The sequence below is a fragment of the Methylobacterium sp. 285MFTsu5.1 genome (genome assembly GCF_000383455.1).
Lineage (GTDB): Bacteria > Pseudomonadota > Alphaproteobacteria > Rhizobiales > Beijerinckiaceae > Methylobacterium.
On sequence record NZ_KB911307.1, the window covers coordinates 1 to 23620 of the forward strand.

The 23620-nt window shown below is 65.7% G+C and carries 23 protein-coding genes; 8 read left to right on the forward strand and 15 right to left on the reverse strand.

Annotated features, from left to right (window positions below):
- The coding region (locus tag H288_RS0129275; RefSeq protein WP_245274584.1) for a cytochrome b/b6 domain-containing protein at positions 1 to 415 on the reverse strand (415 nt) is incomplete at its 3' end.
- A 231-nt stretch (positions 416 to 646) separates the two neighbouring features.
- Between H288_RS0129275 and H288_RS0129280 the strand changes: the two genes are divergently transcribed.
- Positions 647 to 1633: an AraC family transcriptional regulator gene (locus tag H288_RS0129280; protein ID WP_020096138.1), complete on the forward strand. Its 987-nt coding sequence runs from the start codon at positions 647 to 649 to the stop codon at positions 1631 to 1633.
- Between the two features lie 664 nt (positions 1634 to 2297).
- Positions 2298 to 3164 carry an alpha/beta hydrolase gene (locus tag H288_RS0129285; protein WP_020096139.1) on the forward strand — a complete coding sequence of 289 codons (867 nt, stop codon included), beginning with the start codon at positions 2298 to 2300 and terminating at the stop codon, positions 3162 to 3164.
- Between the two features lie 198 nt (positions 3165 to 3362).
- Here H288_RS0129285 and H288_RS0129290 read toward each other — a convergent pair whose 3' ends face one another.
- Together H288_RS0129290 and H288_RS0129295 are read right to left on the reverse strand one after the other, a co-directional pair.
- On the reverse strand, positions 3363 to 6074 hold the full coding sequence (locus H288_RS0129290) for a hypothetical protein (protein WP_020096140.1): 2712 nt from the start codon (positions 6072 to 6074) through the stop codon (positions 3363 to 3365).
- Positions 6075 to 6085: 11 nt separating this feature from the next.
- Positions 6086 to 8023, reverse strand: coding sequence for an amylo-alpha-1,6-glucosidase (locus H288_RS0129295; RefSeq protein ID WP_020096141.1), 1938 nt, complete (start codon positions 8021 to 8023; stop codon positions 6086 to 6088).
- A gap of 3 nt (positions 8024 to 8026) precedes the next feature.
- Between H288_RS0129295 and H288_RS35345 the strand changes: the two genes are divergently transcribed.
- A complete protein-coding gene (locus H288_RS35345) occupies positions 8027 to 8218 on the forward strand; it encodes a hypothetical protein (RefSeq protein WP_158684268.1) in 192 nt (63 codons plus the stop codon).
- 36 nt (positions 8219 to 8254) lie between these two features.
- Positions 8255 to 8518, forward strand: coding sequence for a hypothetical protein (locus tag H288_RS0129305; protein WP_020096142.1), 264 nt, complete (start codon positions 8255 to 8257; stop codon positions 8516 to 8518).
- Positions 8519 to 8525: 7 nt separating this feature from the next.
- On the opposite strand, the gene H288_RS0129310 is transcribed toward H288_RS0129305, so the two are convergent.
- The 9 genes from H288_RS0129310 to H288_RS0129350 form a co-directional block, all read right to left on the reverse strand.
- On the reverse strand, positions 8526 to 8753 hold the full coding sequence (locus H288_RS0129310; protein WP_026605403.1) for a zf-HC2 domain-containing protein: 228 nt from the start codon (positions 8751 to 8753) through the stop codon (positions 8526 to 8528).
- Positions 8754 to 8779: 26 nt separating this feature from the next.
- Complete coding sequence (locus H288_RS0129315) at positions 8780 to 9424, reverse strand: sigma-70 family RNA polymerase sigma factor (protein WP_026605404.1); 645 nt, start codon at positions 9422 to 9424, stop codon at positions 8780 to 8782.
- Positions 9425 to 9428: 4 nt separating this feature from the next.
- Entirely contained in the window at positions 9429 to 10001 is a 573-nt protein-coding gene (locus tag H288_RS0129320) for a chlorite dismutase family protein (protein ID WP_026605405.1), read from the reverse strand.
- Between the two features lie 479 nt (positions 10002 to 10480).
- Positions 10481 to 10741 carry a hypothetical protein gene (locus H288_RS35350; RefSeq protein ID WP_146074057.1) on the reverse strand — a complete coding sequence of 87 codons (261 nt, stop codon included), beginning with the start codon at positions 10739 to 10741 and terminating at the stop codon, positions 10481 to 10483.
- 1477 nt (positions 10742 to 12218) lie between these two features.
- The gene (locus H288_RS33080) at positions 12219 to 12989 is read right to left on the reverse strand and encodes an SDR family NAD(P)-dependent oxidoreductase (protein ID WP_020096147.1); all 771 of its coding nucleotides are present in this window, start codon (positions 12987 to 12989) and stop codon (positions 12219 to 12221) included.
- A 2-nt stretch (positions 12990 to 12991) separates the two neighbouring features.
- Positions 12992 to 15292: a xanthine dehydrogenase family protein molybdopterin-binding subunit gene (locus H288_RS0129335; RefSeq protein WP_020096148.1), complete on the reverse strand. Its 2301-nt coding sequence runs from the start codon at positions 15290 to 15292 to the stop codon at positions 12992 to 12994.
- Positions 15289 to 16296 carry a xanthine dehydrogenase family protein subunit M gene (locus H288_RS0129340; RefSeq protein ID WP_026605406.1) on the reverse strand — a complete coding sequence of 336 codons (1008 nt, stop codon included), beginning with the start codon at positions 16294 to 16296 and terminating at the stop codon, positions 15289 to 15291. The genes H288_RS0129335 and H288_RS0129340 overlap by 4 nt, the downstream gene beginning before the upstream one ends.
- Before the next feature lie 13 nt (positions 16297 to 16309).
- Positions 16310 to 16942, reverse strand: a complete 633-nt coding sequence (locus H288_RS0129345) for a 2Fe-2S iron-sulfur cluster-binding protein (RefSeq protein ID WP_081636577.1) — start codon at positions 16940 to 16942, stop codon at positions 16310 to 16312.
- 66 nt (positions 16943 to 17008) lie between these two features.
- Positions 17009 to 17698, reverse strand: coding sequence for an SDR family NAD(P)-dependent oxidoreductase (locus H288_RS0129350; protein WP_026605407.1), 690 nt, complete (start codon positions 17696 to 17698; stop codon positions 17009 to 17011).
- A gap of 100 nt (positions 17699 to 17798) precedes the next feature.
- Here H288_RS0129350 and H288_RS0129355 point away from each other — a divergent pair, with 100 nt between their 5' ends.
- Positions 17799 to 18731, forward strand: a complete 933-nt coding sequence (locus H288_RS0129355; RefSeq protein WP_026605408.1) for a LysR family transcriptional regulator — start codon at positions 17799 to 17801, stop codon at positions 18729 to 18731.
- 14 nt (positions 18732 to 18745) lie between these two features.
- Here the strand turns inward: H288_RS0129355 and H288_RS0129360 are convergent, their stop codons facing one another.
- The 3 genes from H288_RS0129360 to H288_RS0129370 all read right to left on the reverse strand — a co-directional run bounded on the left by H288_RS0129360 (position 18746) and on the right by H288_RS0129370 (position 20911).
- Positions 18746 to 19462, reverse strand: a complete 717-nt coding sequence (locus tag H288_RS0129360) for an SDR family oxidoreductase (protein ID WP_020096153.1) — start codon at positions 19460 to 19462, stop codon at positions 18746 to 18748.
- 55 nt (positions 19463 to 19517) lie between these two features.
- The gene (locus H288_RS0129365; RefSeq protein WP_020096154.1) at positions 19518 to 20192 is read right to left on the reverse strand and encodes a peroxiredoxin-like family protein; all 675 of its coding nucleotides are present in this window, start codon (positions 20190 to 20192) and stop codon (positions 19518 to 19520) included.
- Between the two features lie 83 nt (positions 20193 to 20275).
- Positions 20276 to 20911 carry a glutathione binding-like protein gene (locus tag H288_RS0129370; RefSeq protein ID WP_020096155.1) on the reverse strand — a complete coding sequence of 212 codons (636 nt, stop codon included), beginning with the start codon at positions 20909 to 20911 and terminating at the stop codon, positions 20276 to 20278.
- A 122-nt stretch (positions 20912 to 21033) separates the two neighbouring features.
- Between H288_RS0129370 and H288_RS0129375 the strand changes: the two genes are divergently transcribed.
- The 3 genes from H288_RS0129375 to H288_RS33085 all read left to right on the forward strand — a co-directional run bounded on the left by H288_RS0129375 (position 21034) and on the right by H288_RS33085 (position 23610).
- Positions 21034 to 21939: a LysR family transcriptional regulator gene (locus H288_RS0129375; protein ID WP_026605409.1), complete on the forward strand. Its 906-nt coding sequence runs from the start codon at positions 21034 to 21036 to the stop codon at positions 21937 to 21939.
- A 97-nt stretch (positions 21940 to 22036) separates the two neighbouring features.
- A complete protein-coding gene (locus H288_RS0129380; RefSeq protein WP_020096157.1) occupies positions 22037 to 22807 on the forward strand; it encodes an enoyl-CoA hydratase/isomerase family protein in 771 nt (256 codons plus the stop codon).
- A 176-nt stretch (positions 22808 to 22983) separates the two neighbouring features.
- Complete coding sequence (locus H288_RS33085) at positions 22984 to 23610, forward strand: substrate-binding domain-containing protein (RefSeq protein WP_020096158.1); 627 nt, start codon at positions 22984 to 22986, stop codon at positions 23608 to 23610.
- Positions 23611 to 23620: the final 10 nt, after the last annotated feature.

Below are 23620 nucleotides of genomic sequence, written 5' to 3' on the forward strand. Positions count from 1 at the left end.
CGAGGCCGGAGAACTGGACCGGCTTCCAGATGGCCAGCCCGCTGACGACCTGGCTGAGGCCGGCCAGGATGGCGACGATGTAGAGGATCTTCTGGACGGCGTTGTAGGTCGTCAGGTCCTCGTGGGCGAGCTTGAGCCGCAGCGTGTCGCGGACCGTCTGCACGATGTCGCGTGGACGGATCGGCAGGAGGCGCTCGCGCAGGCGTCCGGTCGCGAGGCCGTAGACGAGATAGGCGCCGCCGTTGGCAACCAGCAGCCACATGGCGGCGAAATGCCAGAGCAGGCTCTCGGCGGCCCAGGAGCCGAGCCGGATCGCCTTGGGGAAGTACACGCCGTGGATGATGACGGAATCGTCGTAGATGCCCCAGCCGGAGCCGATCAGAACCACCATCGCCACCGCGTTCGTCCAGTGCATCACCCGCACCGACAAAGGGTGCAAGCGATGTCCGGATGCGATCACGTTCTTTGTCATGATCTCGGATGCCCTTTACGTTTACCGATCAAATCCACGGGGGCTAAATGATAGTATTGTTGATATAATTACATGTCAACTAAAGTCTGTTGAAAGTTATTCACGACAATTTGATGGCAGAACGTGCTCGACGTCGGTAACACTCGAGCGATGACAAACGCATGCGGAGGATCCATGTCGGGCGATATTCTCTCAAGTTTGTTCTCCACGTTGTCCGTGCAGGTTCAGGCATTTGCGTACTGCGAGATCCAGGCCGGGTGGCAACTGGCAAAGAACGGCATGACGGACGCGATCCTCGTCCACTACGTTTTGGCAGGCTCCGGAACGATCGCCGTCGAAGGTCAAGAGCCTCTGTGTTTCGGGCCAAATCACATGGTGATCCCGCCTCGCGCTAGGCGGCACGCAATCGGTTTCGCCGGAGCCACCCGAACAGTTACAGCTGAAGACGCGCGCCGGGTCTTTCCGGATGGACTCATCGCGCTGACCGCCGGTGATGGCAGCCGCGACATCTTATTGGCGTGCGGATCCATTTCGGCGCGATACGCCGGCGCCCTCGGCCTGTTCGACCGCCTGCACGAGCCCTTGATCGAAGATCTGTCGGGCAACGGCCAACTGCGCCACGCTTTCGCATTCATGGTCGAAGAGTTAGTCCGACCAAGTCTCGGGACGCAGGAGGTCACGAGTGCGCTGATGAAGCAGTGCTTGGCGATCCTGCTTCGGATCCATCTGCAGGAGAGAGGAGCTCAGTCGCCGATCTTCGAAGCGCTGCGCGATCCGAGATTGGTCCCGGCAATCGCGGCAGTCCTTGATGCGCCAGGGGCGCCGCACACGGTCGAGAGCCTGGCAGCGCTCTGCGGGATGAGTCGCTCCGGTTTCGCCGAGCGCTTCTCTGCCACATTCGGCGAGGGACCGATCGAGTATCTGCAGCGCGCGCGACTTCGGTTGGCAGCCAAGTTGCTGACGTCCTCGCCCATGTCCGTAAAGGTCATATCGGAGAGCATCGGCTACGCCAGCCGCAGCTACTTCTCGCACACTTTCAAGGCCACTTACGGGTGCGATCCGAGCGCGTACCGGGTTCGAGCCGCGAACTTGGCTAGAGAGCTGGAGCCGCCGTCCGACCTTGGAGGCGCCATTGCATGGCGGAACCCCGAAGAGCCTTGAGCGTGCATGTTGATGAGATGGTTCCGGGTTCGACACAAGCATCAAGGGCACTGTCATGATCGACAGGGGCGTTTTCGCCAGGATGACTCACTTATGGAAGCCGCGCGGCGTGCGTTATCGTTCAAATCTGGTGCTGTGCTGTGGCTTCGGTGGTTTGAGGAAGCAAAACTGGCTATAAGCGAGCAGCGGAGGCGCTGCTTGAGATCCTCGCACGCAATAATCCACTCCGGGGAGCGTCGCGGTGCTCAGGCGGAGCGGAGGTCCGAATATCGACCGCTTGCAGCGGCCTGCTGAGATCGAAGCTTGTCGTGCGGCGGGCCCGAAAGCTTCCAACAAACTGGTCTGCTCCATCGATCGATCATACTGGCTGTGATCGGGGTATGGATGCTCGGCCTCGTTGGGACGGTACTCGTGCTCAGTCGCCTATAAGCTTTCTCCGGAGTCTGTCTCTCCTGTATGAGGATCATTGATTGGTTCGGAAGCAGTGCCACGTCTGCTTCCGGCAATCTTCTTGTCTGGATCTCGCGATCGCGAGCGAACGGCGCAGGACCGCGACCTCTGTGTCATGGGCGAAGTTGCGCACTCCCTGCGGGCACGATCGACTTTCAATTACGAGGTTCTGCCGTCGTCGCGCCTCGTCCTCCAAAATCAGAAGGGATGTCTCATGCCTCCGCTCGTTGAACCCGGCACGCACAGCATCGCCGTGAACGGTGTGGATCAGCATTATCGCGTCTCTGGTAGTGGGCCTTATTGCATCGTGCATGCCGGCGGGCCCGGCATCGAGGCCAGCTACTTGCGAATGCCCCTGCTCGAACAGAACCTGACCATGGTATACTTGGACCCGATTGGGACGGGGTTGTCTGGACGCCTCGCGACCCATCCTATGGGGTACAGCGTAGACCGCTTCTCCGATCAGGTGCTCGCTTTCATCGACGCTGTCGGTATCGCCAATCCTTACCTTCTCGGCCACTCGCACGGTGCCTTCGTGATGCTGGATGCGGCGCTCAAGCGACCGGTCGGCGTCGCGGGCCTGATCCTGTACGCGGGCGCGGCCTACACGGGTGGTGACTTCATGGCAGCCGCGGGCGCCGAGATCGCCGCCTTCGTGGTCCGACACGAGGGGACGGCGGAAGCCATAGCGGTCGAGAAGGCTTGGGCCTCGATCCCCACTATTCGCACCGACGCGGCATATACTGCGGCGTTGCGCGACCTTCTTCCAGCCTATGTCTCGGATTTCCGGCGGCGGCTCGACCTTCTGGAGACCATGCGGCGCCAGCTCCAGGCGACCATGCTCGTCGGCGATGGCCAAGTCTTCGACGTCCGCGATCGCCTCGCAACATTGCGGGCTCCAACCCTCGTCGTGACCGGAACCGACGACTTCATCCTCGGCCCACGCCATGCGGCGTTGCTGGCGGATCTGCTTCCGCAGGCGCAGCTCAAGATCTTCGAGGAGAGCGGCCACTTCGTCCATATCGAGGAGCCCTACGCGTTCGCGGAGACCGTCATCCGGTTCACAGGGCGTCCAGGCTGAGCTTCGTCCATCGTAGGTCGGCCAGGACGGGCTTAAGGACCGATCCCGGCACGTGCGCGCTTTTAGCGACGCGCTCACGCGCCACGGCGGCTATCGGCGGTTCTCATCCATCGACGCGCTGAACCGACTGGTGATGGACGAGGTCCTCGAAGCGTTCCTCCCCCGCCGGCTAAGTCGCCGCCGGGGCGCCGCCAACGCTCAGGATTGGATGGCGCGGGTCGTTGGCAGGGTGGCAAGGCGACCGGGCCTGAGAAGCAGCGCCACCAGGCCCGTCCACCCGGTCTGATGCATCGCTCCGAGGCCTGCGCCCGTTTCGCCGTCGAAATATTCGTGAAAGGGAATGCAGTCGCGCACGTGGGGATCGTCGGCGAGCGCGCCGTAAGATGCAAGCACTGGCCGGCGGCCGTCAGGGCCGCGCAGGAACAACCGGCAAAGTCGGCGGCTCAACTCGTCGGCGATCTCCGGCAGGCTAAGGTAGCGACCGGATCCGACCGGACACTCGAAGCGGGTCTCATCACCGTAGAACGTTCCGAAACGGTCGAGCGCCTCGATGAGAAGGATGTTGATTGGCATCCAGATCGGGCCGCGCCAATTGGAATTGCCCCCAAACGTGGCGGTCGTTGACTCGGCCGGTTCGTAGTCCACGGCGTAGTGTGCCCCATCCCAATCCAGCACGAAGGGATGTGCGGCATGCGCCTTGGATAAGGAGCGGACACCGTAGTCGGATAGCAACTCGGTCTCGTCGAGCATGCGCGCCAGGAGCGCCTTCATGCGGTGTCGGCGCAGCAGCGACAGCAGCATCCGGTCACCATCCGGGCCGGGCGGCGGTCCCTCGCCCGCGCCCTGGCTCCAGTGCGAGACCAGGGCGGCGAGATCCGGCCGGTTGCGCAGCATCCACTCCGCCCGGCGCGCGAAGCCGGGGAAGCGATCGCGCAACGCGATATCAAGCACCTCCACGGCGCAAAGTGGGATCAGCCCGACCAGCGAGCGCACGCGCAGCGGCACCGTTCGGCCATCGGGCAGGTTCAGGACGTCGTAGAAAAACTCATCCCTCTCGTCCCAGAGCCCGACCCCGCTACCGCCGATGTCGGTCATCGCCGCGGCGATGTGGAGAAAGTGCTCGAAGAATTTGGTCGCAATGTCCTCATAGACCGGGTCCTCCGCGGCCAGTTCAAGGGCGATCCGCATCAAGTTGAGGGTGTACATCGCCATCCAGGCAGTTCCGTCGGCCTGGTCGATGGTGCCGCCGGTCGGCAGTGGCGCCGAGCGGTCAAAGATCCCGATGTTGTCCAGCCCAAGGAAGCCGCCTTGGAAGACGTTGCGGCCGTCTGCGTCCTTCCTGTTCACCCACCAGGTGAAGTTCAGCATGAGCTTGTGAAACACCCGCTCCAGGAAGATCCGGTCGGGCCGCCCTGTGAGAGCCGCATCCATCTGATAGACGCGCAAGGCCGCCCAGGCATGCACCGGCGGGTTGACGTCGCCGAAGGCCCATTCGTAAGCCGGCAGCTGACCGTTGGGATGCATGTACCACTCGCGCGTCAGCAGCACGAGTTGGCCCTTGGCGAAGTCGGGGTCGATCAGCGCGAAGGTCACGCAGTGGAAGGCGAGGTCCCAAGCCGCGTACCAGGGGTATTCCCAGGTGTCGGGCATCGAGACGATGTCGGCGTTGTTGAGGTGCGCCCAATCGCTGTCGCGACCGCGACGCCGCTCCGGGGGGGGCTCCGGCTGTGTCGGATCGCCCATCAGCCAGCGGCGCACGTCGAAGTTGTAGAACTGCTTCGACCAGAGCATGCCAGCGAGCGCTTGGCGTTGGACGAGGCGCGCGTCGGGGTCGGTCATGCCGTCCTGAAGAACGGCGTAGAAGGCGTCGGTCTCCGCAATCCGGCGCGCGAACACCGCCTCCGAACCCGCCTCATCGAGGCTCGGCGCGTCAGCCGGGCATAGCCGGTAACGGAGGACGATCGTCTCGCCGGGGGCCAGCACGTGCCGAGTCAGCGCCGCGCACTTGGTGCCCTCGTTGAGCGGGTTCACGCGCGTGCGGGTTCCCGCCACCACGTCGTCGTTGATCGCATCCTTTGGGTGGTACGATCCGCCCGCACCGAAGAGGCGAGCTGAGTTGGTCTCGTTCTCGCAGAACAGGAACTCGGCCGGCTGCAGAGCCGTGAACATCCGTGGGGGGCCGGCTGCCCGTGTCGCCTCGACGCGTGAACCGTCGACGCGGCGAAGGAGCGGCCGCTTGGGATCCTTGTGCCACGACCACGTGTTGCGCGACCATAGGTGGGGCAGGACGTGGATCTCGGCCGCTTCCGGTCCACGATTGATGACCGAGACCCGCATCAGCACGTCTTCCGGCCCGGCCTTGGCGTACTCGATCGCGACGTCGAAGCAGCGGTTCTCTGCCAGCACCCCGGTATCGGCGAGTTCGTACTCGGGTACGTCGCGGCCCTTGCGCCGCCGGTTCTCAGCCACGAGGTCGGCGTAGGGGAACGCCGCGTGCGGATACCTGTAGAGCATCCGCATGTACGAATGCGTCGGCGTGCCGTCGAGGAACCAGTACAGTTCCTTAACGTCCTCGCCGTGGTTGCCCTCCGCGTTGGTCAGACCGAACATCCGCTCCTTGAGGATGGGATCATGCCCGTTCCAAAGGGCCAGCGCGAGGCACCAGAGCTGCTTGTCATCGCTGAAACCGGCGATGCCATCCTCGCCCCAGCGGTAGGCCCGCGAGCGTGCGTGATCGTGGGGCAGGTAGTCCCAGGCGGTGCCGTCCCGGCTATAATCCTCGCGGACCGTGCCCCATTGCCGCTCGGCGAGATACGGACCCCAACGGTGCCAGCCCTCCGCGGCGCAGTTCCGCAGGCGGCGGCCCTCCTCGGTCTCGAACAGGGGGGAAGTCTTCCGGTCCTCGGGCATCGTGGTCTCCTTCAGAACGCTTCGAGGCCAAGCATCCGGCGAATGCGGATATACTCGCCGAGCGACCATGCCTGGAACGGGCAACCGCCGGGCCCGTGGGGTGCATCGCCGTCAGCGACCTCGCTGACATGACCGAGACCCGCCACGCCAAGGTGTTGCTCCAGCGGCGGCAGGAAACGGGCCTGCCCCTCCTTCAGGGCTGCCTCGCTGCGGCCCCGTACGGAGAGCCACGCGTCGACGAAGGGGCCGAGCAGCCAGGGCCAGACCGTACCCTGGTGGTAGGCTCCGTCTCGCCTCCGTGCGTCACCCCCATAACGACCGACGTAGGCGGGATCGTTCGGCGACAGGGTACGCAGGCCAAGCGGCGTCAGGAGCTCGTCCTCGACCGCATCGACGATGGACTTGGCGGACTCGCCGGTCAGCAGCGGAAACGGCAGGCCGCCGACGACGAAGATCTGGTTCGGACGCAGCGACGCATCGTGCGCGCCTGGAACGTGGTCGACATCGACCACGTCGAACAGGCCGCCGGCCGGGTTCGGGAACCGCCCGGCGAAGCTCGCCCGCGCCATCGCCTCGATCCTGGAAAAGCGTGGCTCCCAGCGCGTCGCCGCGATGTGGAGAGCGTTGATCCAGAGGGCCTGGATCTCGACCGGCTTGCCGATGCGAGGCGTGACGACCCAATCGCCGACCTTGGCGTCCATCCACGTAAGCTGTAAGCCGGGCTGACCGGCCGCAATCAGGCCATCCGCATCGGCCCGGATGCCGAAGCGGGTGCCGGCGGCGTAGCCGTCGAGGATCGCAAGGCAGGCTGCTCGGAGCGCCGGTTCGGATTGGGGGCTGCGCCCGGCCGCGCCCGAGGCTGCCAGGAAGTCGTGCACGGCGATCACGTACCAGAGCGAGGCGTCGACGGAATTGTATTCCGGCTGCTCACCGGAATCGGGGAAGCGGTTGGGCATCATGCCCTCGCTCACCGCACCGGCCCAACCCGTCAGGATAGCCTCGGCGGTTTCGAGATCGCCAATCGCCAGCAGCAGGCCGCGCAGGGCGATGAAGGTGTCGCGGCCCCAATCCGTAAACCAGGGGAAGCCCGCCATTAGGGTGCTGCCCCGGCCTCGATCGACCCGGTAGCTTCCGGCGCTCCGAAGGAGCGTTGGACCTTCCCGCGCAACGCGCGCCGTGGCGACCATCCGGTCCGCCAAGGCCCGGACGCGGACCGGCGCGCTCTCGCCCGCGCGCAGCAACATGAGCCCGGGCTCGGGGTGCGCAAGGTCGAAGCTGAAGCTGCCGGGCGCCGCGAGATCCTCGACGCAGTCGAGCCCGCGCGCCTGCTCCGCGACATAGATGAATTGGTGGTACCAGTCCGGCGCATGCCGATAGGTGCCGGTGGTCAGGGCGGAGATCGCGGGCCGATCCGGGTAGGGGCGCCACGTGACGCAGGATCCGATTTCCGCGCCGCGAACCTGCGGCGTGAAGTCGAAGGCCGGGTTGGCAGTTTGCAGGGCGTGATAGTCCCGTCCCGAGAGCAGCGGGACGACGGCGAGCGCACAGGGCCCGGCGCCTGAGATTCGCCGCCAACGTAGCAGCGTGTCGCAGGAATCGGGGTCGACCAACAGCTCTTGGGTGATCTCGGTGCCGTCTGCGAGCCGAAACGTCCAGGTCGGCCAGGGCTCGCGGGTGAAGGCCGCCACCCGCTCGAAGCCCCGCGGATGGATCACGTCCGGATGGTAGCGCTGGGTGCTAAGACCGGTATGTCCGGCCGCGGTCTCGACCCATGCCTCGATGCCGTTGACGAGAACCGTCCGATCGGCCGGCGGGTGCGCCGCCGTGAGCAGGAGCGCGTGGTAGCGGCGCGTCCGGACGCCCGAAACGGTGCCCGAGGCGAAGCCGCCGAGCCCGTCGGCCTCCAGCCACTCGGAATCCTCACCCGGCAGGGGCATCGCGTCAGTCATTCCGTGTCCCGCTCCGCCCGCGCGCCATCCGGCGTGCGCCGCCACACACAGATCTGGCGCGCTGCCGGCACTCAGGATCATGGCGCGATCATCGCGCCGAGGAGAACCCCGATGTTCGATCCAGCCCGCACCCTTCCTCCGGTCGTCGGCGTGATCGCGGCCTTCTTCAGCCTGATGATCGTCGTCTTCGCCTGAACGCTTCCCGCTCCGAACCACGAAGGGACCAAGACCATGACCCGATCTGCTTTCGCCGCCATTGCTCTCATCGCCATCGCCGGTCTTCCGGCCCACGCCGCGCCGGTCGACCACTTGCCGGCCGCGGTCGGCGCAGCATCGACGATGCCACAGGCACCGTTCCGCCACGTAGCGTCGAACGGGACCACCAAGCCGACGGGCTCGGCCCTCGACGGACGCGTGGGGACCACCGCGGCGCTCGACCGGAAGAGCCGCGACCTACACCACCTGATCGCGACCTCGATCTGCACCGGCTGCTGACTGGCGCTCACCGCGAGGCCTCCCGCAGGGCCGCTACGAGTTCGTCCTCGCGAGTGGCGTCGAGGGGCGGATGCGGGAGCCGGCCGAGAGCGTCGCGCGTCAGCGCGATCTGCCGCACGAAACGCAGGCAGTTCTTGCAGGTCGCGAGATGAAGCCGGATGCGCCATCGAACGTATCCGGATACCTCCGCGTCCACGAACGCGCTTGCCTGCTCCGCCACCTCTCGACACCGCATTCAATCATCCTCGCCCGTACGGCTCGTCACGTTCGCGCTGCGTCGCGGCTCAACGCCTCGAATACTCTTCGGATCTTCAGCCTCGCCCGATCGAGCAGCGCGCGCTGACGCGCCTCGCTGAGGTCGAGCAGTTCCTGCGTCTCACGTGGGCCGAAACCCTCGACATCGCGCAGCCGGATAACCGCGGACTCGTCCGGCGGCAGGGCGGCGATAGCCGCTTCGACCGCGTGCCAGACCTGCCGCCCCGCGAGCCCCCGCTCCAGGTCGATCTCGCTCCAGTGCCACGGCGCCTCGCGCCAATGGCCGTCGGCCAGGAAGGCGTCGGCGTCGAAACCGGACCCCGCGTGCTCGTCAGGGCGAGGCATGAGTTCGGCGAAGGTCGCGGTGCGCCTAGCCGAGACCGAGGCCTTGCGCGCGATGTTCAGGACGATCCCGGTCAGCCACGTGCCTAGGGACGAGCGCGCCTCGAATCCCGCGATGTTGCGCATCACCGCGATCCAGGCCTCCTGCACCGCTTCCTCGGCCGCGTCCGGCGGCAGGTGCGCGCTACGGGCGATCGCCACGAGGCGCACATGATAGCGACGCACTAGAACTCGGAAAGCAGCTTCCTCACCGAGCCGCAGCCGCGGTAGCAGGACGTCGTCGCCCGGTTCAGTGCCGGCCGCCGCCACCGGATCAATTCGCCGCGACACGCGTCAGCCGGATATCGACTTCGCGCTCGACGAAAGTCCACTCGTGGGTCGCGCGCAGGGCCGCGACGAGCGCCTCGAAGGCGGACTCGTGCTCGGGCGCAAACTCGAACCAAGTGAGAAAGTCGAATGGCTCGCCGAGGTCGCGGCAATGGTGCAGGCGGCGCGCCACCGCCGGCAGGTAGCCGAGGCCGATGCGCGTGTGATGGGAGGTTTCCTCGAAGATCGCCCTGCGCTCGTCCTGAGCTAACCCCCACCAGCTCGGCGATTTCTTTATCGGGATAAGAGCGGCCCGCGTTGCCGTAGGTCGGTCCAAAGATGGCTGCACAGCGCCTAAACAGTCAGCTTCGCCGCGGGTTGTGTAGCGCAAGTTGCTTACCGTGCCGCGCAGTCGCCAAGCCACGCTGGCGGCTGTGCATAAAGGTGTTTCGGAGGGGCAACCGAGATGATTGATGGAGAGTCGGGCTGAATACGGCAGCCCATCGCCGGCTGGCGTCTGGGTACGCGTCACCCGCCAGATGCCGGTTTCGCCGCCAACGAACTCAACTGTACTGACCATGCCGTGTCTCTCCGGGTGATGGTTCTTCGCCCGAACCATCCGTCGCGTTACGCGGTCGACCGCCGATAGGCGTCGAGGTGGGTCAGCGTGACAATCTTACGATCGCACCAAAGCCGAGTTCTTCATGAAAAAGCTCAAGGTAGATGACATCAAGACAGCATTGTCCGAGATATTCCACAATGAGATGCCTGCTATAACGTGCTGCATTTACATGACGAAAGTCAGCGAAACTGGTGCAGTGCGCTCATATTCCTACACATCATGCCGGTCAGGAGCAAAGCGCATAAAGCGCACTTAATGTTCTCACCTGAATATTTGAGGACGTGGGGGCTTGCATTTACGATGTAGATCCGATGAAGCCGTAAGAGGCGCTTCAAGTTTGGGAGAATTTCTCCAGGATTTGTAGATATGCATCTGCCGACCCTGCGCGCGCCTTCGCCGGAGTTCATGTAGGCCGCGACTGACCATAACGAAGCGGATCAGCCCTGATGCTTATGTCGAAGATCGATGCATCTGGCGGGATCGACACTCTCTGTGCGCAGGGTCCAGACGATGCGCCCACTTTCCCGCGCTTTCAAAAAGACCGCGTTGGCGCCAAGCGCTGCCATATCAAGATCAATAGTCCGAGCCGTAGCGATGGCGATCTCGACGGTAAAGGCTTCGACGATTTGTGTGTAGAGCGTGGGGCCAACTGTCCCATCGGAGTGTCGATTGACGACGCAGTAGAGATAGTCAGCCATTACACCCCGCCGCGGGTTGCTGGATGCGAGCGGCGTCCGCTGGGATTTGATACTCCGGGCGAACTGCCCGCAATCAAGCTTAGCATCTTGAGCGACGCGCTTTTAGAAGGGTTGTTATGGCAAGATCCCTGAGAAGGCTTGAGCGTGCAGGCGGTAAATTGCGGTCGAATCGGACATCAATCCTCAGAGCATTGTCACAATCAGCGCCGTACAGTCTCGCCAGGAAGTTCCGATTGTGGAAGCCGCGCAGCGTGCGTTATCGTTCAAATTTGGTCCTGCGGTGCTGCAATGGTGTTCCAAGGAAGCAAATCCACCTGTAAATGGCTGGCGGGATAGCCGTCGTGAAGCTCGCCTGTGACGCTTCGCTCGCAGTACGCACTCCAGAATGTGCTGTTTTCGGACATCTCTCCGGCTCGCATCTCGATCGCTTAGAAGAGCGGGTCGAAGCCTGCTACCAGGTCAGTGACGAAGTTGCGTCGTCACCGCGGTCACGATCCGAGATCTAGATTTGGGGTTCTGCCGCCGTCGGGCCTCGTCGTCCAAAATAGGAAGGGATGTTTCGTGCCTCCCCTCGTTGAACCCGGCAGGCACAGCATCGCCGTGAACGGCATGGATCAGCATCATCGCGTCTCTGGTAGCGGACCTTTCGATACAAGGCGCCCCCCATCAACGCCAACCACGCTTGCGCTTTCCTTGGAGCCGTTACGATCCCTCAGAGAAGCTGCGGATGACCGAGTCCGTATTATCGATCACGAAGGCTTATTCTGGCTCAGCGACGCGCAGTGGGCGGTGATGGTCCCTCATCTGCCTACCCGGATCGCTGAGCATCTTGACGGTCGTCGCACACTTTCAGGCATCGTCTATGTCTCGTCGACGGGAACCAAGTGGACGGATTGCCCAGCAGTATATGGTCCGCGCGGTTCCACTTATCGGCGCTTCAGCCGGTGGCGCCATCGACCTTTCTGGTCTGCCATGCTGAAAAATCTGTTCGATGCTGGGTGGACCGAGGAAGCTCGCGCCCTCGATCCCGTCGCGATGACGCGATCACGTCCGCGCCGGCGCGGCCTGAGGATCGACCGCAAGTGGCGATCGCCGAAGCGGCAGTCCGACCGACGCGCTACCAGGTAATCGGCGTCCACAAGACTGAACGTGTGGCAGATATCCTGCCGCTATGTCGTCTCACCAGTTGTAGCTGATACCCGCCAACACCTGTCTCGCCCAATCGTAGAAGCAGGCGTTGGCCGTCTGGCCATACGGGCGACGATCACGCACCCCTTGCGCAACGGCCCGGTCGAAGGTCAATCCAACCGCCTGAAGCTGATCAAGTGGCAGATGCACGGACGGGCCGCCTTCGACTTCCTGCGGCAGCGTGTCCCTCGCGTGGCATGATCAACGGCCAAAAGCCGAGATAGCTGCACCTATCAGCCCTCGAACGTCCGTGAGCGCCAGAGCTGCGGATGAGCCCGGATTTCGGGCACTAGGGCAGCGGCACGCCGGAAAGCGAAGCGCAGCGGTCGAACAGCGCCTCCTGCAAGTCAACGCTACGGGTGCCGGGCTCCGGCGATTTCTCGCGCTGGTGGTAGAAGTACCGGCCCGTGACATGGGTCGCCGGATCATCCCCGACTGCCAGCCACGCCTGGGTCACGGGCGCGGCGGCCATATCGTCCGGTGCACCGGGACCGCCCATACGGGTCGGTACCCAGCCCGGTTCGAGGGCGTTCGACCGTACCGCGGGCCACCGTCGTGCCACGCCGAAAGCCAGCAGGACGTCCAGGAACTTCGTCTCCGCGTAAGCCTGCGGACCGCTCCAGCGACGCCTGGTCCATTGCAAGTCGTCCATGTCCGGGATGCCGCCCGGATGCATGCCCGAGCTCAGGTAGACGAGGCGGTCGGGCTTCTCCACCAAGGCCGTGAGCAGGTAGGGGGCAAGAACATTGATCGCGAAGAGATGGCACAGTCCATCCTCGGTCTTGATTCGGCGGGCTTCCCGATAGCCGATGCCGACATTGTGGATGACGGCGTCGAAGCGCCCGATCGCGTTGGCCTGCTCGGCTACGGATCGCATCCCGGCGATCGTGGCGACATCTCCGATGACGACACGGATCGCGTCCGGAAGCGACCGTCGTGCAGCCTCGCCGCGATCGTTGTTCCGTGCATGCAGCACGACGGCATGGCCGTCCCGGGCCAGGCGCTGGCCCGCCATGAGCCCGAGACCGTCCGAAGATCCAGTGATGAGGATGCGGGCCATCGTCAGACCTTCAGCAGTGCTTCGGCTAGGATCGGCGTTTGCCGGAGACGCCTCCCAGTGGCGTGCCAGACCGCGTCCGAGATGGCCGCGGCGACACCGGTGATACCGATCTCACCAACGCCCTTCACTCCGGCCGGATTGATGAACGGATCGGGATCATCGAGAAACGTGACGTCGATCGTTGGGACATCGAGGTTCACCGGGATCATGTACTCGGCCATATTCGTGTTGGTGAACCGGCCGAAGCGCGGGTCCATGTGCGTCGCTTCGAACAAGGCTTGGCTCATCCCCCAGGTGATGCCGCCGATCAGCTGGCTCTCGGCGAGCTTGGGGTTGAGAATGCGCCCGCAAGCATAGACCCCGGTGAGCTGCCGCACCCGGATCAACCCAAGATCGGGATCCACCGCGACCTTGGCGAAGATGGCGCCGAAACTGTGCATCCCGCGCGGCCCCTCCCGCGCATCGCGTTCCGGATCGCCGGAGCGGACCTGACCTACGCCGCCGGGATCGAAATAGCCGTCGCACGACAGCTCGGTGAGCCCTGCGCGGCGCAGAACCGTTGTGACCGTCTCGCCCGTGCCGCCGCCGGCGGCGAAGATGCGACCGTCGTGCAGCTCCAGATCATCGACGGTGCGGCCATGCAGCGGGCACTCGTCCTGGCCGGTGGCCATCTCCAGCAGCTTGGCCTTCAGGTCGCGCGCGGCCTTCATCGCAGCGGGTGCCAGTGAGCCTGTCAGGGAGGCGCCCGCCTGCATCGGCGCCTCGGGCAGTGAGCTATCGCCGATCAGCGCCTGTACCGCGTCGATCGGCAGGGCGAGTTCGTCGGCGACCATCTGGCGAAGGAAGGTCGCGCTGCCGGTGCCGATATCGGTCGCGCCGGAGGCGACATGCGCTGTCCCGTCCGCCCTGATGGTCACGCGCGCCTGCGCGCGCTGCCGGTAGACCGTATGCGAGGCGCTCGCCATGCCCATGCCGACCAGCATCCCGTCCGCGCGTGTCGAGCGCGGTTCGGGATTGCGCGAGGACCAGCCGAACCGCTCCGCACCGACACGATAGCAATCCTTCAGCCGCTTGCTCGACCAGGGACTTCCATCGACCGGGTAGACATCCGCGTGGTTGCGCAAGCGTAACTCGATGGGGTCGATGCCGAGTTCTGCCGCGAGTTCATTGAGCGCGCATTCCTGCACCAGCATGCCGGGGGCTTCGCCGGGCGCCCGCATGAAGGTCGGCGCCATCACGTTGGCGCGCCGGAGCCGGCAGCGCGTCTCCAGCGCCGGCAGGTCGTACATGAAGGTGAACGGATACCAGCTCGGCTCGACCCAATCCTCCCACGCAGGCGTGGCAGAGAGTTTGGTCACATCGGCCGCGACCAGTTTGCCGTCGCGCGTCGCGCCCAGCCGAAGGTCGATGCGCTGCTCCTCGCGGAAGCCGACCGAGGTGTACATCTGGGCACGGCTGAGCACGAGCCGCACGGGTCGGCCGACCTCGCGCGCCGCCAGCGCCACCAGCCAGCTATGGGACCAGACCGGCCCCTTGCAGCCGAAGCCGCCGCCGACATAGTGCGTCACCACGCGGACGTTCTCGCGCGGCAGGCCGAGCAGCTTGGCCATCCCGTTGCGGTGATTGTAAACGTGCTGGCTGGTCTCGTAGAGCGTCAGGCGATCCGCGTCGTTCCAGACTGCGGTGGAGGCGACCGGCTCCATCGGGTTGTGATGGTTGTTGGAAAGCTGCCAGCTGCCTTGGATCGCCACGTCGGCGTCATTGAGCGCAGCCGCTCCCGCGCCGCGCTTAACCGCGCCGGGAAGGTACCCGGCGAGGAAGCCGAGCCACACTCGCTCGGGCTCGTGATAGGCTTCGCCGGAAAGATCGGTGCCGCCGTCCAGGCCGACAACCGGTTCCTCTTCCGCAAACACATAATGAATGACCGCCGCCGCGTGCTGCGCGGCCTCAAGCGTCTCCGCCAAAACCAGCCCGATCGGCTGGCCGGCGTAGTGGATTGTCATGTCGGCCATCGGCACGAAGGCCGAACCGTACATGATGTCCCAATCGGGCTGTTCGGGCTCGCTCGGTAGCTTCGGCATCGTCTCGGGGGTGAAGACGCGCACGACGCCGGGCACCGCCTCGGCGGCGGTCGCGTCCACCGAGCGGATCGCGCCGCGGGCGATCGGGCTGGGCACTAGCACGGCGTGCAGCAGGCCGGGCACGGCGATGTCGCCGGTGTATGCGATCGCGCCGGAGACCTTGAGACGCGCTTCGGTGCGGGACATCGGGCGGCCGGTGAAGGGCTGGACGGCGGCCTTCATGCGCGTGTCTCCGCATGGCGACGAGCGAGAGTCTGCAGCGCGCGGCCAATGGCAGCCCGGGCCTGGGGAATCTTGTAGGCATTGCCGGATTGCGGACGTGCGCCGTCCAGGGCCCCGTCGGCGAGGCGAGCGAGCGCTGACGCGTCGTCGGGACGATGTCCGGCCAGGAGCTCGGTCGCTCTCTCGAAGCGCCACGGCTTCGACGCGAGGCCACCCAGCGCGAGCCGCGCTTTGCGGATCGTGCCGTCCACCTCGAACTCCACGGCGGCGGCAACTGAAACCGAAGCGTACTCATACGAGCTGCGATCGCGCACTTTCAGGTAGTGCGACTGGCGGCTCAAAGCACTGATCGGTACGGTCACACCAGTGACGATTTCGTCGGCGGCAATCACCGTCTCAATCTCCGGCGTCTGGCCCGGGAGGCGATGCAAATCGGCTGCGGCCACGCTGCGCGCGCCGTCCGGGCCGTGCAGATGAACCGCGCTGTCTAGGGCCACCAGCATGACTGCGAAGTCTCCGGGATAGTTGGCGATGCACTGCTCCGATATGCCGAGGACTGCCAGATTACGGTTTTCGCCAGCCATCGCGCCGCATCCGCTCCCGGGGTCGCGCTTGTTGCAGGGAAAGTGACGATCGCGGAAGTAGACGCACCGCGTCCGCTGGAGCAGGTTGCCGCCGATCGACGCCATGTTGCGTAGCTGGGCGGAGGCCGCGAATAGCAGTGACTCCGAGAGGCCTGGAGCATGTGCGCGCACGGCCGGATGACCGGAGACATCGCTCATCCGGGCGAGCGCGCCGATGTGGAGTGCTCCGTCCGTCTTTTGAATCGCGTCCATGCCGGGCAGGCGATTGACGTCGATCAATACCGTGGGATGCATCACACCAGACTTCATCAGGTCGATTAGTGTCGTGCCGCCGGCGAGAAAGCGTGCACCTGGATATTCGCGTGCGAGATCCAGCGCCTCATCGCGTGTTCGTGGCTCGATATAGCTGAAGGGCTGCATGGCGGGTCCTCCCTCAGGCATCTCCGGGGGCGGTGGTCTCGGCCACCTCGCGCACGGCGGCGACGATGTTCTGATATGCGGCGCAACGGCACAGGTTGCCGCTCATCCGCTCGCGGATTTCGTGCTCATCGAGGTCTTCACGGCCGGTGAAGGGCCGCGACGGATCGGTAGCCGCGCTCGGGCAGCCCTGGTCAACCTCCGCCAGCATGGCAACGGCGGACACGATCTGTCCGGGCGTACAATAACCGCACTGAAGCGCGTCGTGCTCGACGAAAGCGCGTTGCATCGGGTGAAGCGTGCCGTCGCTTCCGGCAAGCCCCTCGATGGTGGTGATGGCGCCGTCGCGCGCCGATAGCGCCAGCGTCAGGCACGACAGAACACGTCGACCGTCGATCATGACCGTGCAGGCGCCGCAGGCGCCGTGATCGCAGCCCTTTTTGGTGCCCGTAAGCTTCATCCGCTCGCGCAGTGCGTCGAGCAGCGTCGTCCAGGGCTCGACGCTCACCTCACGGGTCACGCCGTTGACATGTAGCCGCAAAGGCACCGCTGTGAGGGGATCAAGTACGGCGAAGGTCGGCTCGGGCGGCACCGATCCGTGGGATGATGGACGGTGCTGTGCTTCCGCCGAGGCTGCTTCGATCACCATTCCCGAGCTCCTCAAGTGCCCCTGCCTGCTGTGGTGCTCAATCGATTCGCGTCGGAGGGCGCGCGGTCACCAGGGGAGCGGGTTGTTGAATCGATCGACATAGCGCAGCCCGGCCTTGCCTCGGTTCGCATCGACCATGTCGACCACGAGCGGGATGCTTTGCTCCACGGACAGAATGGCGTCGCTGCCGCCCATCTCGGTCCGTACCCAGCCCGGAGCGACGAGGAGCAGCGCGTGCCTGTCATCGGCGTGTTTCGCCGCATAGCCCTGCATGAGCATGTTGAGCGCAGCCTTGCTGGACGCGTAGAGCTGCCAGGAACCTGTGGCGTTCGCGATGCTGCCGAGCTCCGAACTCATGATCGCGATGGTTCCGCCGGTCGGCACCAGATCCCGCAGAATTTCGACTGCACGCACGGGCGAGAAGGCGTTGGTCAGCATCATGTCGAGAAAGTCCGTCTCGCGCGCGCCGACCGGACTCGCCTCGATATCGCGCGCGATGCCCGCATTGATGAACAGGACATCGACGCGTCGACCGCCCAGGCGCTCGCGAAGCGCGCGAACCGTGCCCGCATCGTTGATGTCGACCACCTCGACCTCAAGGCTGCTGGGGAAGCGGGTCGCGAGTTTCTCGAGCGGATCGGAGCGGCCTCGCGCCGTGGCGATCACGCGCCAACCGCGCCCGAGCCACTCCTCCACGAGGGCAAGACCGAGCCCGCGCGATGCACCGACGACGAGCGCCGTAGATTGCCCTGTCATGCCAGCCTCCTTTGCATTGGCTCAGCTCTATCTGGCGCAGAAGCGGCTCAGGAATTAGCGTCGTTCTGTCAGATCATTCCGGACCGGGAATCATGGAACGATGCCGTATGACAGTCGGCTGCTGGCCGGGGTGACGATCCTGATGGCGGTGGTCGAGGCCGGAACTATGACTCGGGCCGCCGAGGCCCTAGGTCTCACTCAATCGGGGGTGGGACGCGCCATTCAGCGCTTGGAGGCCCGTGTCGGCGTTCGGCTGCTCGATCGCACGACCCGGACCTTGCGGCTCACCGACGAGGGGCGACGCTTCTGGGAGCGGGTCGGCCCGCATCTCGACGGGATCGAGGACGCGGCCCTGGAGGCCGCTGGCAGCGCTCAGACGGTGCGCGGCCGTCTGCGGGTGAACGTCGATCCGTTCTTCTCGCGCTTGGTCCTGTCGCGGGAGCTGACGCGCTTTCTCGCGATCCACCGCGAACTGCGGCTCGAACTCATCATGCGCGACCAGATCGGTGACCTCGTCGCCGACGGGTTCGATATGGCGCTCCGGTTCGGGGATCCGCCGGTGGCGGGCTTCACCGCACGCAAACTCCTGGAGACCCGAATCCTCACCGTCGCCGCGCCAACATACTTGGCGGCGCACGGCCGCCCCGCGCACCCGCGCGACCTGATCGACCATACGTGCATCGACTATCAAGATCCGCTGACAGGGCGTCCCTTCGAATGGGAGTTCCGCCGCGGCAACGAGGTCGTGCCGGTGCGGCAGCCGGCACGCCTGATGGTGTCGGATGTCGAGACGATGATCGGCGCCTGTTGCGAAGGTGCGGGGATCGCTCAGGTCATGCAACTCGGCAGCCGGAACATCGTCGCGAGCGGCAGGCTCGTCGAGATCTTCCCGGACTGGCCGGATGAGACCTTCCCCCTGTACGCGATCTATCCATCGCGGCAGCATCGCGCCGCCAAGGTCCGTGCCTTCACCGAATGGTGCCTGCAGCTGCTCGGCGGCGACAACGAACTCGATGCGGCGGCAATACGTTGAGCGGCGTCTCGACGCTACAGCGCCGCCCGGCCGATCGAGGCACCGCCGTCGACGTAGAGCGTCTGCCCCGTCATGAACGCCGCCCCGTCCGACATCAGGAACGCGATGGCTGCCGCGATCTCCTCCGGCCGTCCGAAGCGGCCCACCGGCACCCCGGCGAGGTAGCGCTGTTCGCCCGGGCTGCCCGGTGGGTTGTTGGCGCGAAACAGCTCCGTCTCGGTCGGCCCAGGCGCCACCGCGTTGACGGTGATCCCGGTCGTGGCGAGTTCGAGCGCCCAGGAGCGGGTGAAGCTGACCAGTGCCGCCTTCGCGGCCGCGTAGGCCGTGCGCTCGACGCTGCCGAGGACGGTCAGGCTGGCGATGTTGACGACCCGGCCCCAACCGCGCTGCCGCATGCCCGGCAGGATCGCCTGCACGGTCTGGACCGCCGGGTGGAGGTTGACGCGCAAGACCTCGTCCAGCGCGGGGATCTCGACAGTTCCGAGCCGCTGTGGGCGCACCAAGCCCACATTGTTGACCACGCCGTCGAAGGCGAAGCGTCCGGTCAGCTCGGCGAGGACCGCATCGGTCGCCGCATCGTCGGCGAGGTCGACTGTCACTAGCGTGCCGGGGAAGCCGTCGAGACCGCCGCGCGCGAGGCCGACGACGTGGTGGCCCGCGCCGGCGAGGTGGTGGGCCAGCGCCAGCCCGATGCCCTTGCTGGCACCGGTCACGAGAAAGGTTCGGGACATCTTGAATCTCCTAGAGGCCGCGCGGACGCCGACGCGGCCCGGGCGTCGTGTCTGATCAGGCGGAAACGGAAGCGGCGCGGCGGAGCGCCGGCAGCATGTCGTCGGGCTCGGGGCGGCGGGTGTAGTCCGGGTTCACCTCGGCGTAGAGGATCACGCCGTCCTGCCCGACGACGAAGCGCCCGGGCATCGGCAGGGTCCAGCTCGCGTCGCCGTTGAACGCCGGCAGGTCGTTCTTCAGGTTCTTATAAAGATCAACCAAGTAATCTGGCAGCATGAAGCGCAGGCCGAACGCGGCCGCGACCGCGTTGTGCGGGTCCGACAGGATCGGGAATCCGAGCGCGTTCTGGCGGACCGACTTCCGGCTATTGGCCGCTGTCTGCGGTGAGATGGCGACGAGGCTCGCCCCAAGCCTCTCGAACTGCGGCAGCGCCTCCTGGAGCGCCTGGAGTTCCATGTTGCAGTAGGGGCACCACACGCCGCGATAGAAGCTGATCACGAGCGGCCCACGCGCCAGCAGGGTCGCGGAGGAGACGGGCTGCCCCTCCGGGTCGGTGAGCGTGAACGCCGGCGCCCGTTCTCCGGCCTTCAGGGCGCGGGTAGCAGCGCCGGAGGCGATAAGCTCCGCGGTGGCCCGGTGCATCGTCTCGATCACTGAGGGCGGGACATTGTAGGGCGGCTTGCCGGCCTGAAATTCGGCTTTGAAGGCGTCAAGCTTGGATTGCAGAGTCATGGATCTTCACCTTAGGTGAGAGGATGGTGGGCCGGCTCGCAGGGATGGATCGGCGTGGGACGAGTCCGGTGGCGTGCGGCCGGTCAGGTCTGCGGGATGAGCGCGTTCACCCGCTCGACTGCACGCTGGACAGCGGGACGCGACGCGACCGAGTCGTACCAGCGGGCGACATGCGGCGTGTTCTCGAAGCTCACGCCGGCGAACTCACGCCGCCAGAGCCAGCCGAAATGGGCGATGTCGGCGATCGTAAAGGCATCGCCGGCGACGTGGCGGCGTTCAGCCAGGATGCCATCGAGCACGCCCAGCGTGCGGTTCGCTTCGGCCGAGAAGCGAGCGATGGCGAGCGGCTGCGGCTCCGCGGCCTGACGTTGGAAGAAGCCCGCCTGCCCGAATGCCGGGCCGAGCCCGGACGCGTGGAAGAACAGCTGCTCGAACACGCGCGCCCGGCCCTCGCCGTCCGGCGGCATGAGCCGGCCGCTCATCTCGGCGAGGTAGACCAGGATCGCCGCGGACTCGGTCAGGACCAACCGTCCATCGGCCGCCGTCGGATCGATCAACACCGGCACTTTCGCGTTCGCGTTCAGCGCCACGAACGCAGGTGCCTTCTGCTCACCCTGACGCACATTCACGCCGTGCAGGACGTAAGGGAGATCGAGTTCCTCCAGCGCGATGGGAACCTTGATGCTGTTGGGCGTGGCAAAGGCATAGACCTCGAACATGTCCACATTGCTCCGGCGGGACCACCGCGCCGATGCGGTGGAGACGGCCGGATTGATGCGCCTCCCCCGATGGACAGGGCAGGCGGCACAGGGCGATAACGCTCATTCCAAGGAGGAATGGCGTGGACCGGTATCAAGCGATGGCCACCTTTGTGCGGGTCGTGGAGTCCGGCTCCTTCTCAGGCGCCGCCCGGCTCCTCAACGTCGGCCAGCCCGCGGTCTCCAAGACGATCGCGCAGCTGGAGAACCGGCTGCAGGTCAGCCTGCTCGTCCGCTCGACCCACGGCCTGAGCCCTACGGAGGCGGGCCTGCGCTTCTACGAGCGGGCGCGGGCCGCCATCGCCGAGGCGGACGAGGCCGAGCGCGTCGCCCGCGGCGCGGGCGCCGGGCTCTCGGGGCGGCTGCGCGTCTCGGCGGCGACCACTTTCGCCCGGCTCCACGTGGTGCCGATGCTGCCGCGCTTCCTCGCCGAGCACCCGGATCTCGACATCGAGATCATCCTCGACGACCGGGTGATCGATCTCGTCAGCGAGGGGATCGACTTGTCGCTGCGCATGGGAGCGCTGCCGGACTCGGCCGCCGTCGCACGCAAGCTCGCGACCGGGGCGCGCTCGGTCCTCGCCACCCCCGGCTATCTCGCCCGCGCGGGCGAACCGCGCAGCCCGGCGGACCTCGCCGGGCACGAGGCGGTGATCTACAGCCAGCTGCCCGATGTCTGGTCCTTCACGCGGGACAGCACCGAGGTGTCGGTGACGGTGCATGGCCGCGTGCGGGTCAGCGCGGCCGAGGGCCTGCGTGCGGCCGTGCTGGCCGATATCGGGCTCACCATCGCGTCGGACTGGATGTTCGCTCCCGAACTGGCGAGCGGCGCGGTGCGGCGGCTGCTCCAGCCCTGGGCGTTGCCCGACATTGACCTGTGGGCGGTCTTCCCCACCGGCCGCATGGCCAGCGCCAAGGCACGTCTCTTCGCCGCCTTCGTCGAGGCGACGATGGTCGGGACTCGGGCGCCCCATTCCACGGCGGCATAACCCTTATCGCTTCGCGGGGTCGTCCGCGGCCGAACGGATCCGTCTATCTCGTCCTCATGCCGACCGAACGAGTTCGGCCACCACGAGGACAGCACCGATGGCCCGTTTCGAGACCTACCGCGACGCCTTCCCCAACGCCCGCCTGACCCGCAAGCCGAACGGCGTTCTGGAAGTCATGCTCCACACCGACGGTGACAAGCTCGTCTTCAACGGCCACACCCATGAGCAGTTCGTCGACCTGTTCCACGCCATCGGCGAGGACCGCGACAACCGAGCGGTGATCCTGACCGGGGCGGGTGACGCGTTCATGGACGCGATCAACCCCGACGGCTTCGATTTCTTCACGCCGCAGGGCTACGACAAGATCCTGCGGGAGGGCCGCAAGGTGCTCAGCAACATCCTCGACATCGAGGTGCCGATGATCACCGCGCTGAACGGCCCGGTCCTGCTGCACAGCGAGTACGCGCTGCTCACCGACATCGTGCTGGCGACGCCCGACACGGTCTTCCAGGACAAGCCGCACTTTGAGTTCGGGATCGTGCCGGGCGACGGCATGCACATCCTGTGGCCTGAGGTGATCGGCTCGATCCGCGGGCGGTACTTCCTGCTGACGCGGCAGGTGCTGGACGCGCAGACGGCCAAGGACTGGGGCGTGGTCAACGAGATCCTGCCGCGGGACCGGTTGCTGACGCGGGCGCACGAGATCGCGGACGGGATCGCCGCCCTGCCGCCGCTCACGGGCCGCTATACGCGGATCGCGCTCACGCAGCGCCTGCGCCGTCTGGTCGAGGAAGGCTCCGGCTACGGCCTGGCCCTGGAGGGCATCAGCGCCGCCGACGTGGCGCGAAGCATGGCCCCGGCGGTTTGATCGCTCGACTCGAACCTGCATCGCCCCAGGCGTGAAATCGCGGCTTGGGGCGATCCAAGTAGCCGCCGGGCGGCGTGCAGCCCATGCCGCCCTGACAGCCTGGGATCGGTGTCTTTCCCGTGCTGCCTTTGCGGGCGCCGTGCCGGCGGTGGAGCGTCCTACAGGATGAAACACAGATGGCGGGCCGCGTGCGAGCCGCCAGCATGGAAGGTATTGCCGCGTATTCCCTGTCGGCCAGATTTGCCGAGTTGACAGCGACAATGCCCGGTATCGTTGTCGAGCTTGTTTCCGAACGCCACCTCATCAATCTGACTAAGCACGAGCCCGACATTTCCGTGTCGTTCGTACCGCCCCAGGGCCCGCGCCTAAGTGTGCGGCGGGTTGGCGACTTTCGCTTGGCCCCGTTCGCCTCAAAATCATACTTGATCAGACGAGGCGGGCCCGATACCCGCACCGACCTGCAAGACCACGACTTCGTGTATCATGTCGATGACCTCATCGCCATCGAGCCGGCGCATTGGCTGTCGGAGATCCGGAAGCCGACCGACGTGGTCTTCCGCTCCACTAGCATGGCCGCCCAGCAGAAGGCCGTCGCGGCAGGCGCGGGCATCGGCCTGCTGCCGCTCTTCTCGGCAAAGACCAACCCGGCGCTGGTCCCCGTGCTTCCGGACGCGGTAGTGGTGCGCCGCGATCTCTACCTCGGCGTGCACGAAGACATCGGATGTGTCGGCCGAGTTCGCGCGGTCACCCGCTTTCTCACCAGCCTGTTCACCGATGAGGCAGGCCATCTGAACGAATTTTGAGCAGAGGGCG

What these genes read in the sequence shown, in the direction of transcription:
- H288_RS0129345 (WP_081636577.1), bottom strand. Translation starts at nt 16,942, where the DNA reads ATGGTGATCGAAGCAGCCTCGGCGGAAGCACAGCACCGTCCATCATCC.
- H288_RS0129355 (WP_026605408.1), top strand. Translation starts at nt 17,799, where the DNA reads ATGCCGTATGACAGTCGGCTGCTGGCCGGGGTGACGATCCTGATGGCG.
- H288_RS0129340 (WP_026605406.1), bottom strand. Translation starts at nt 16,296, where the DNA reads ATGCAGCCCTTCAGCTATATCGAGCCACGAACACGCGATGAGGCGCTG.
- H288_RS0129295 (WP_020096141.1), bottom strand. Translation starts at nt 8,023, where the DNA reads ATGACTGACGCGATGCCCCTGCCGGGTGAGGATTCCGAGTGGCTGGAG.
- H288_RS33085 (WP_020096158.1), top strand. Translation starts at nt 22,984, where the DNA reads ATGGCGGGCCGCGTGCGAGCCGCCAGCATGGAAGGTATTGCCGCGTAT.
- H288_RS0129285 (WP_020096139.1), top strand. Translation starts at nt 2,298, where the DNA reads ATGCCTCCGCTCGTTGAACCCGGCACGCACAGCATCGCCGTGAACGGT.
- H288_RS0129290 (WP_020096140.1), bottom strand. Translation starts at nt 6,074, where the DNA reads ATGCCCGAGGACCGGAAGACTTCCCCCCTGTTCGAGACCGAGGAGGGC.
- H288_RS0129310 (WP_026605403.1), bottom strand. Translation starts at nt 8,753, where the DNA reads ATGCGGTGTCGAGAGGTGGCGGAGCAGGCAAGCGCGTTCGTGGACGCG.
- H288_RS0129335 (WP_020096148.1), bottom strand. Translation starts at nt 15,292, where the DNA reads ATGAAGGCCGCCGTCCAGCCCTTCACCGGCCGCCCGATGTCCCGCACC.
- H288_RS0129360 (WP_020096153.1), bottom strand. Translation starts at nt 19,462, where the DNA reads ATGTCCCGAACCTTTCTCGTGACCGGTGCCAGCAAGGGCATCGGGCTG.
- H288_RS33080 (WP_020096147.1), bottom strand. Translation starts at nt 12,989, where the DNA reads ATGGCCCGCATCCTCATCACTGGATCTTCGGACGGTCTCGGGCTCATG.
- H288_RS0129320 (WP_026605405.1), bottom strand. Translation starts at nt 10,001, where the DNA reads ATGGTCAGTACAGTTGAGTTCGTTGGCGGCGAAACCGGCATCTGGCGG.
- H288_RS0129305 (WP_020096142.1), top strand. Translation starts at nt 8,255, where the DNA reads ATGACCCGATCTGCTTTCGCCGCCATTGCTCTCATCGCCATCGCCGGT.
- H288_RS0129380 (WP_020096157.1), top strand. Translation starts at nt 22,037, where the DNA reads ATGGCCCGTTTCGAGACCTACCGCGACGCCTTCCCCAACGCCCGCCTG.
- H288_RS0129370 (WP_020096155.1), bottom strand. Translation starts at nt 20,911, where the DNA reads ATGTTCGAGGTCTATGCCTTTGCCACGCCCAACAGCATCAAGGTTCCC.
- H288_RS0129280 (WP_020096138.1), top strand. Translation starts at nt 647, where the DNA reads ATGTCGGGCGATATTCTCTCAAGTTTGTTCTCCACGTTGTCCGTGCAG.
- H288_RS35350 (WP_146074057.1), bottom strand. Translation starts at nt 10,741, where the DNA reads ATGGCTGACTATCTCTACTGCGTCGTCAATCGACACTCCGATGGGACA.
- H288_RS0129350 (WP_026605407.1), bottom strand. Translation starts at nt 17,698, where the DNA reads ATGACAGGGCAATCTACGGCGCTCGTCGTCGGTGCATCGCGCGGGCTC.
- H288_RS0129365 (WP_020096154.1), bottom strand. Translation starts at nt 20,192, where the DNA reads ATGACTCTGCAATCCAAGCTTGACGCCTTCAAAGCCGAATTTCAGGCC.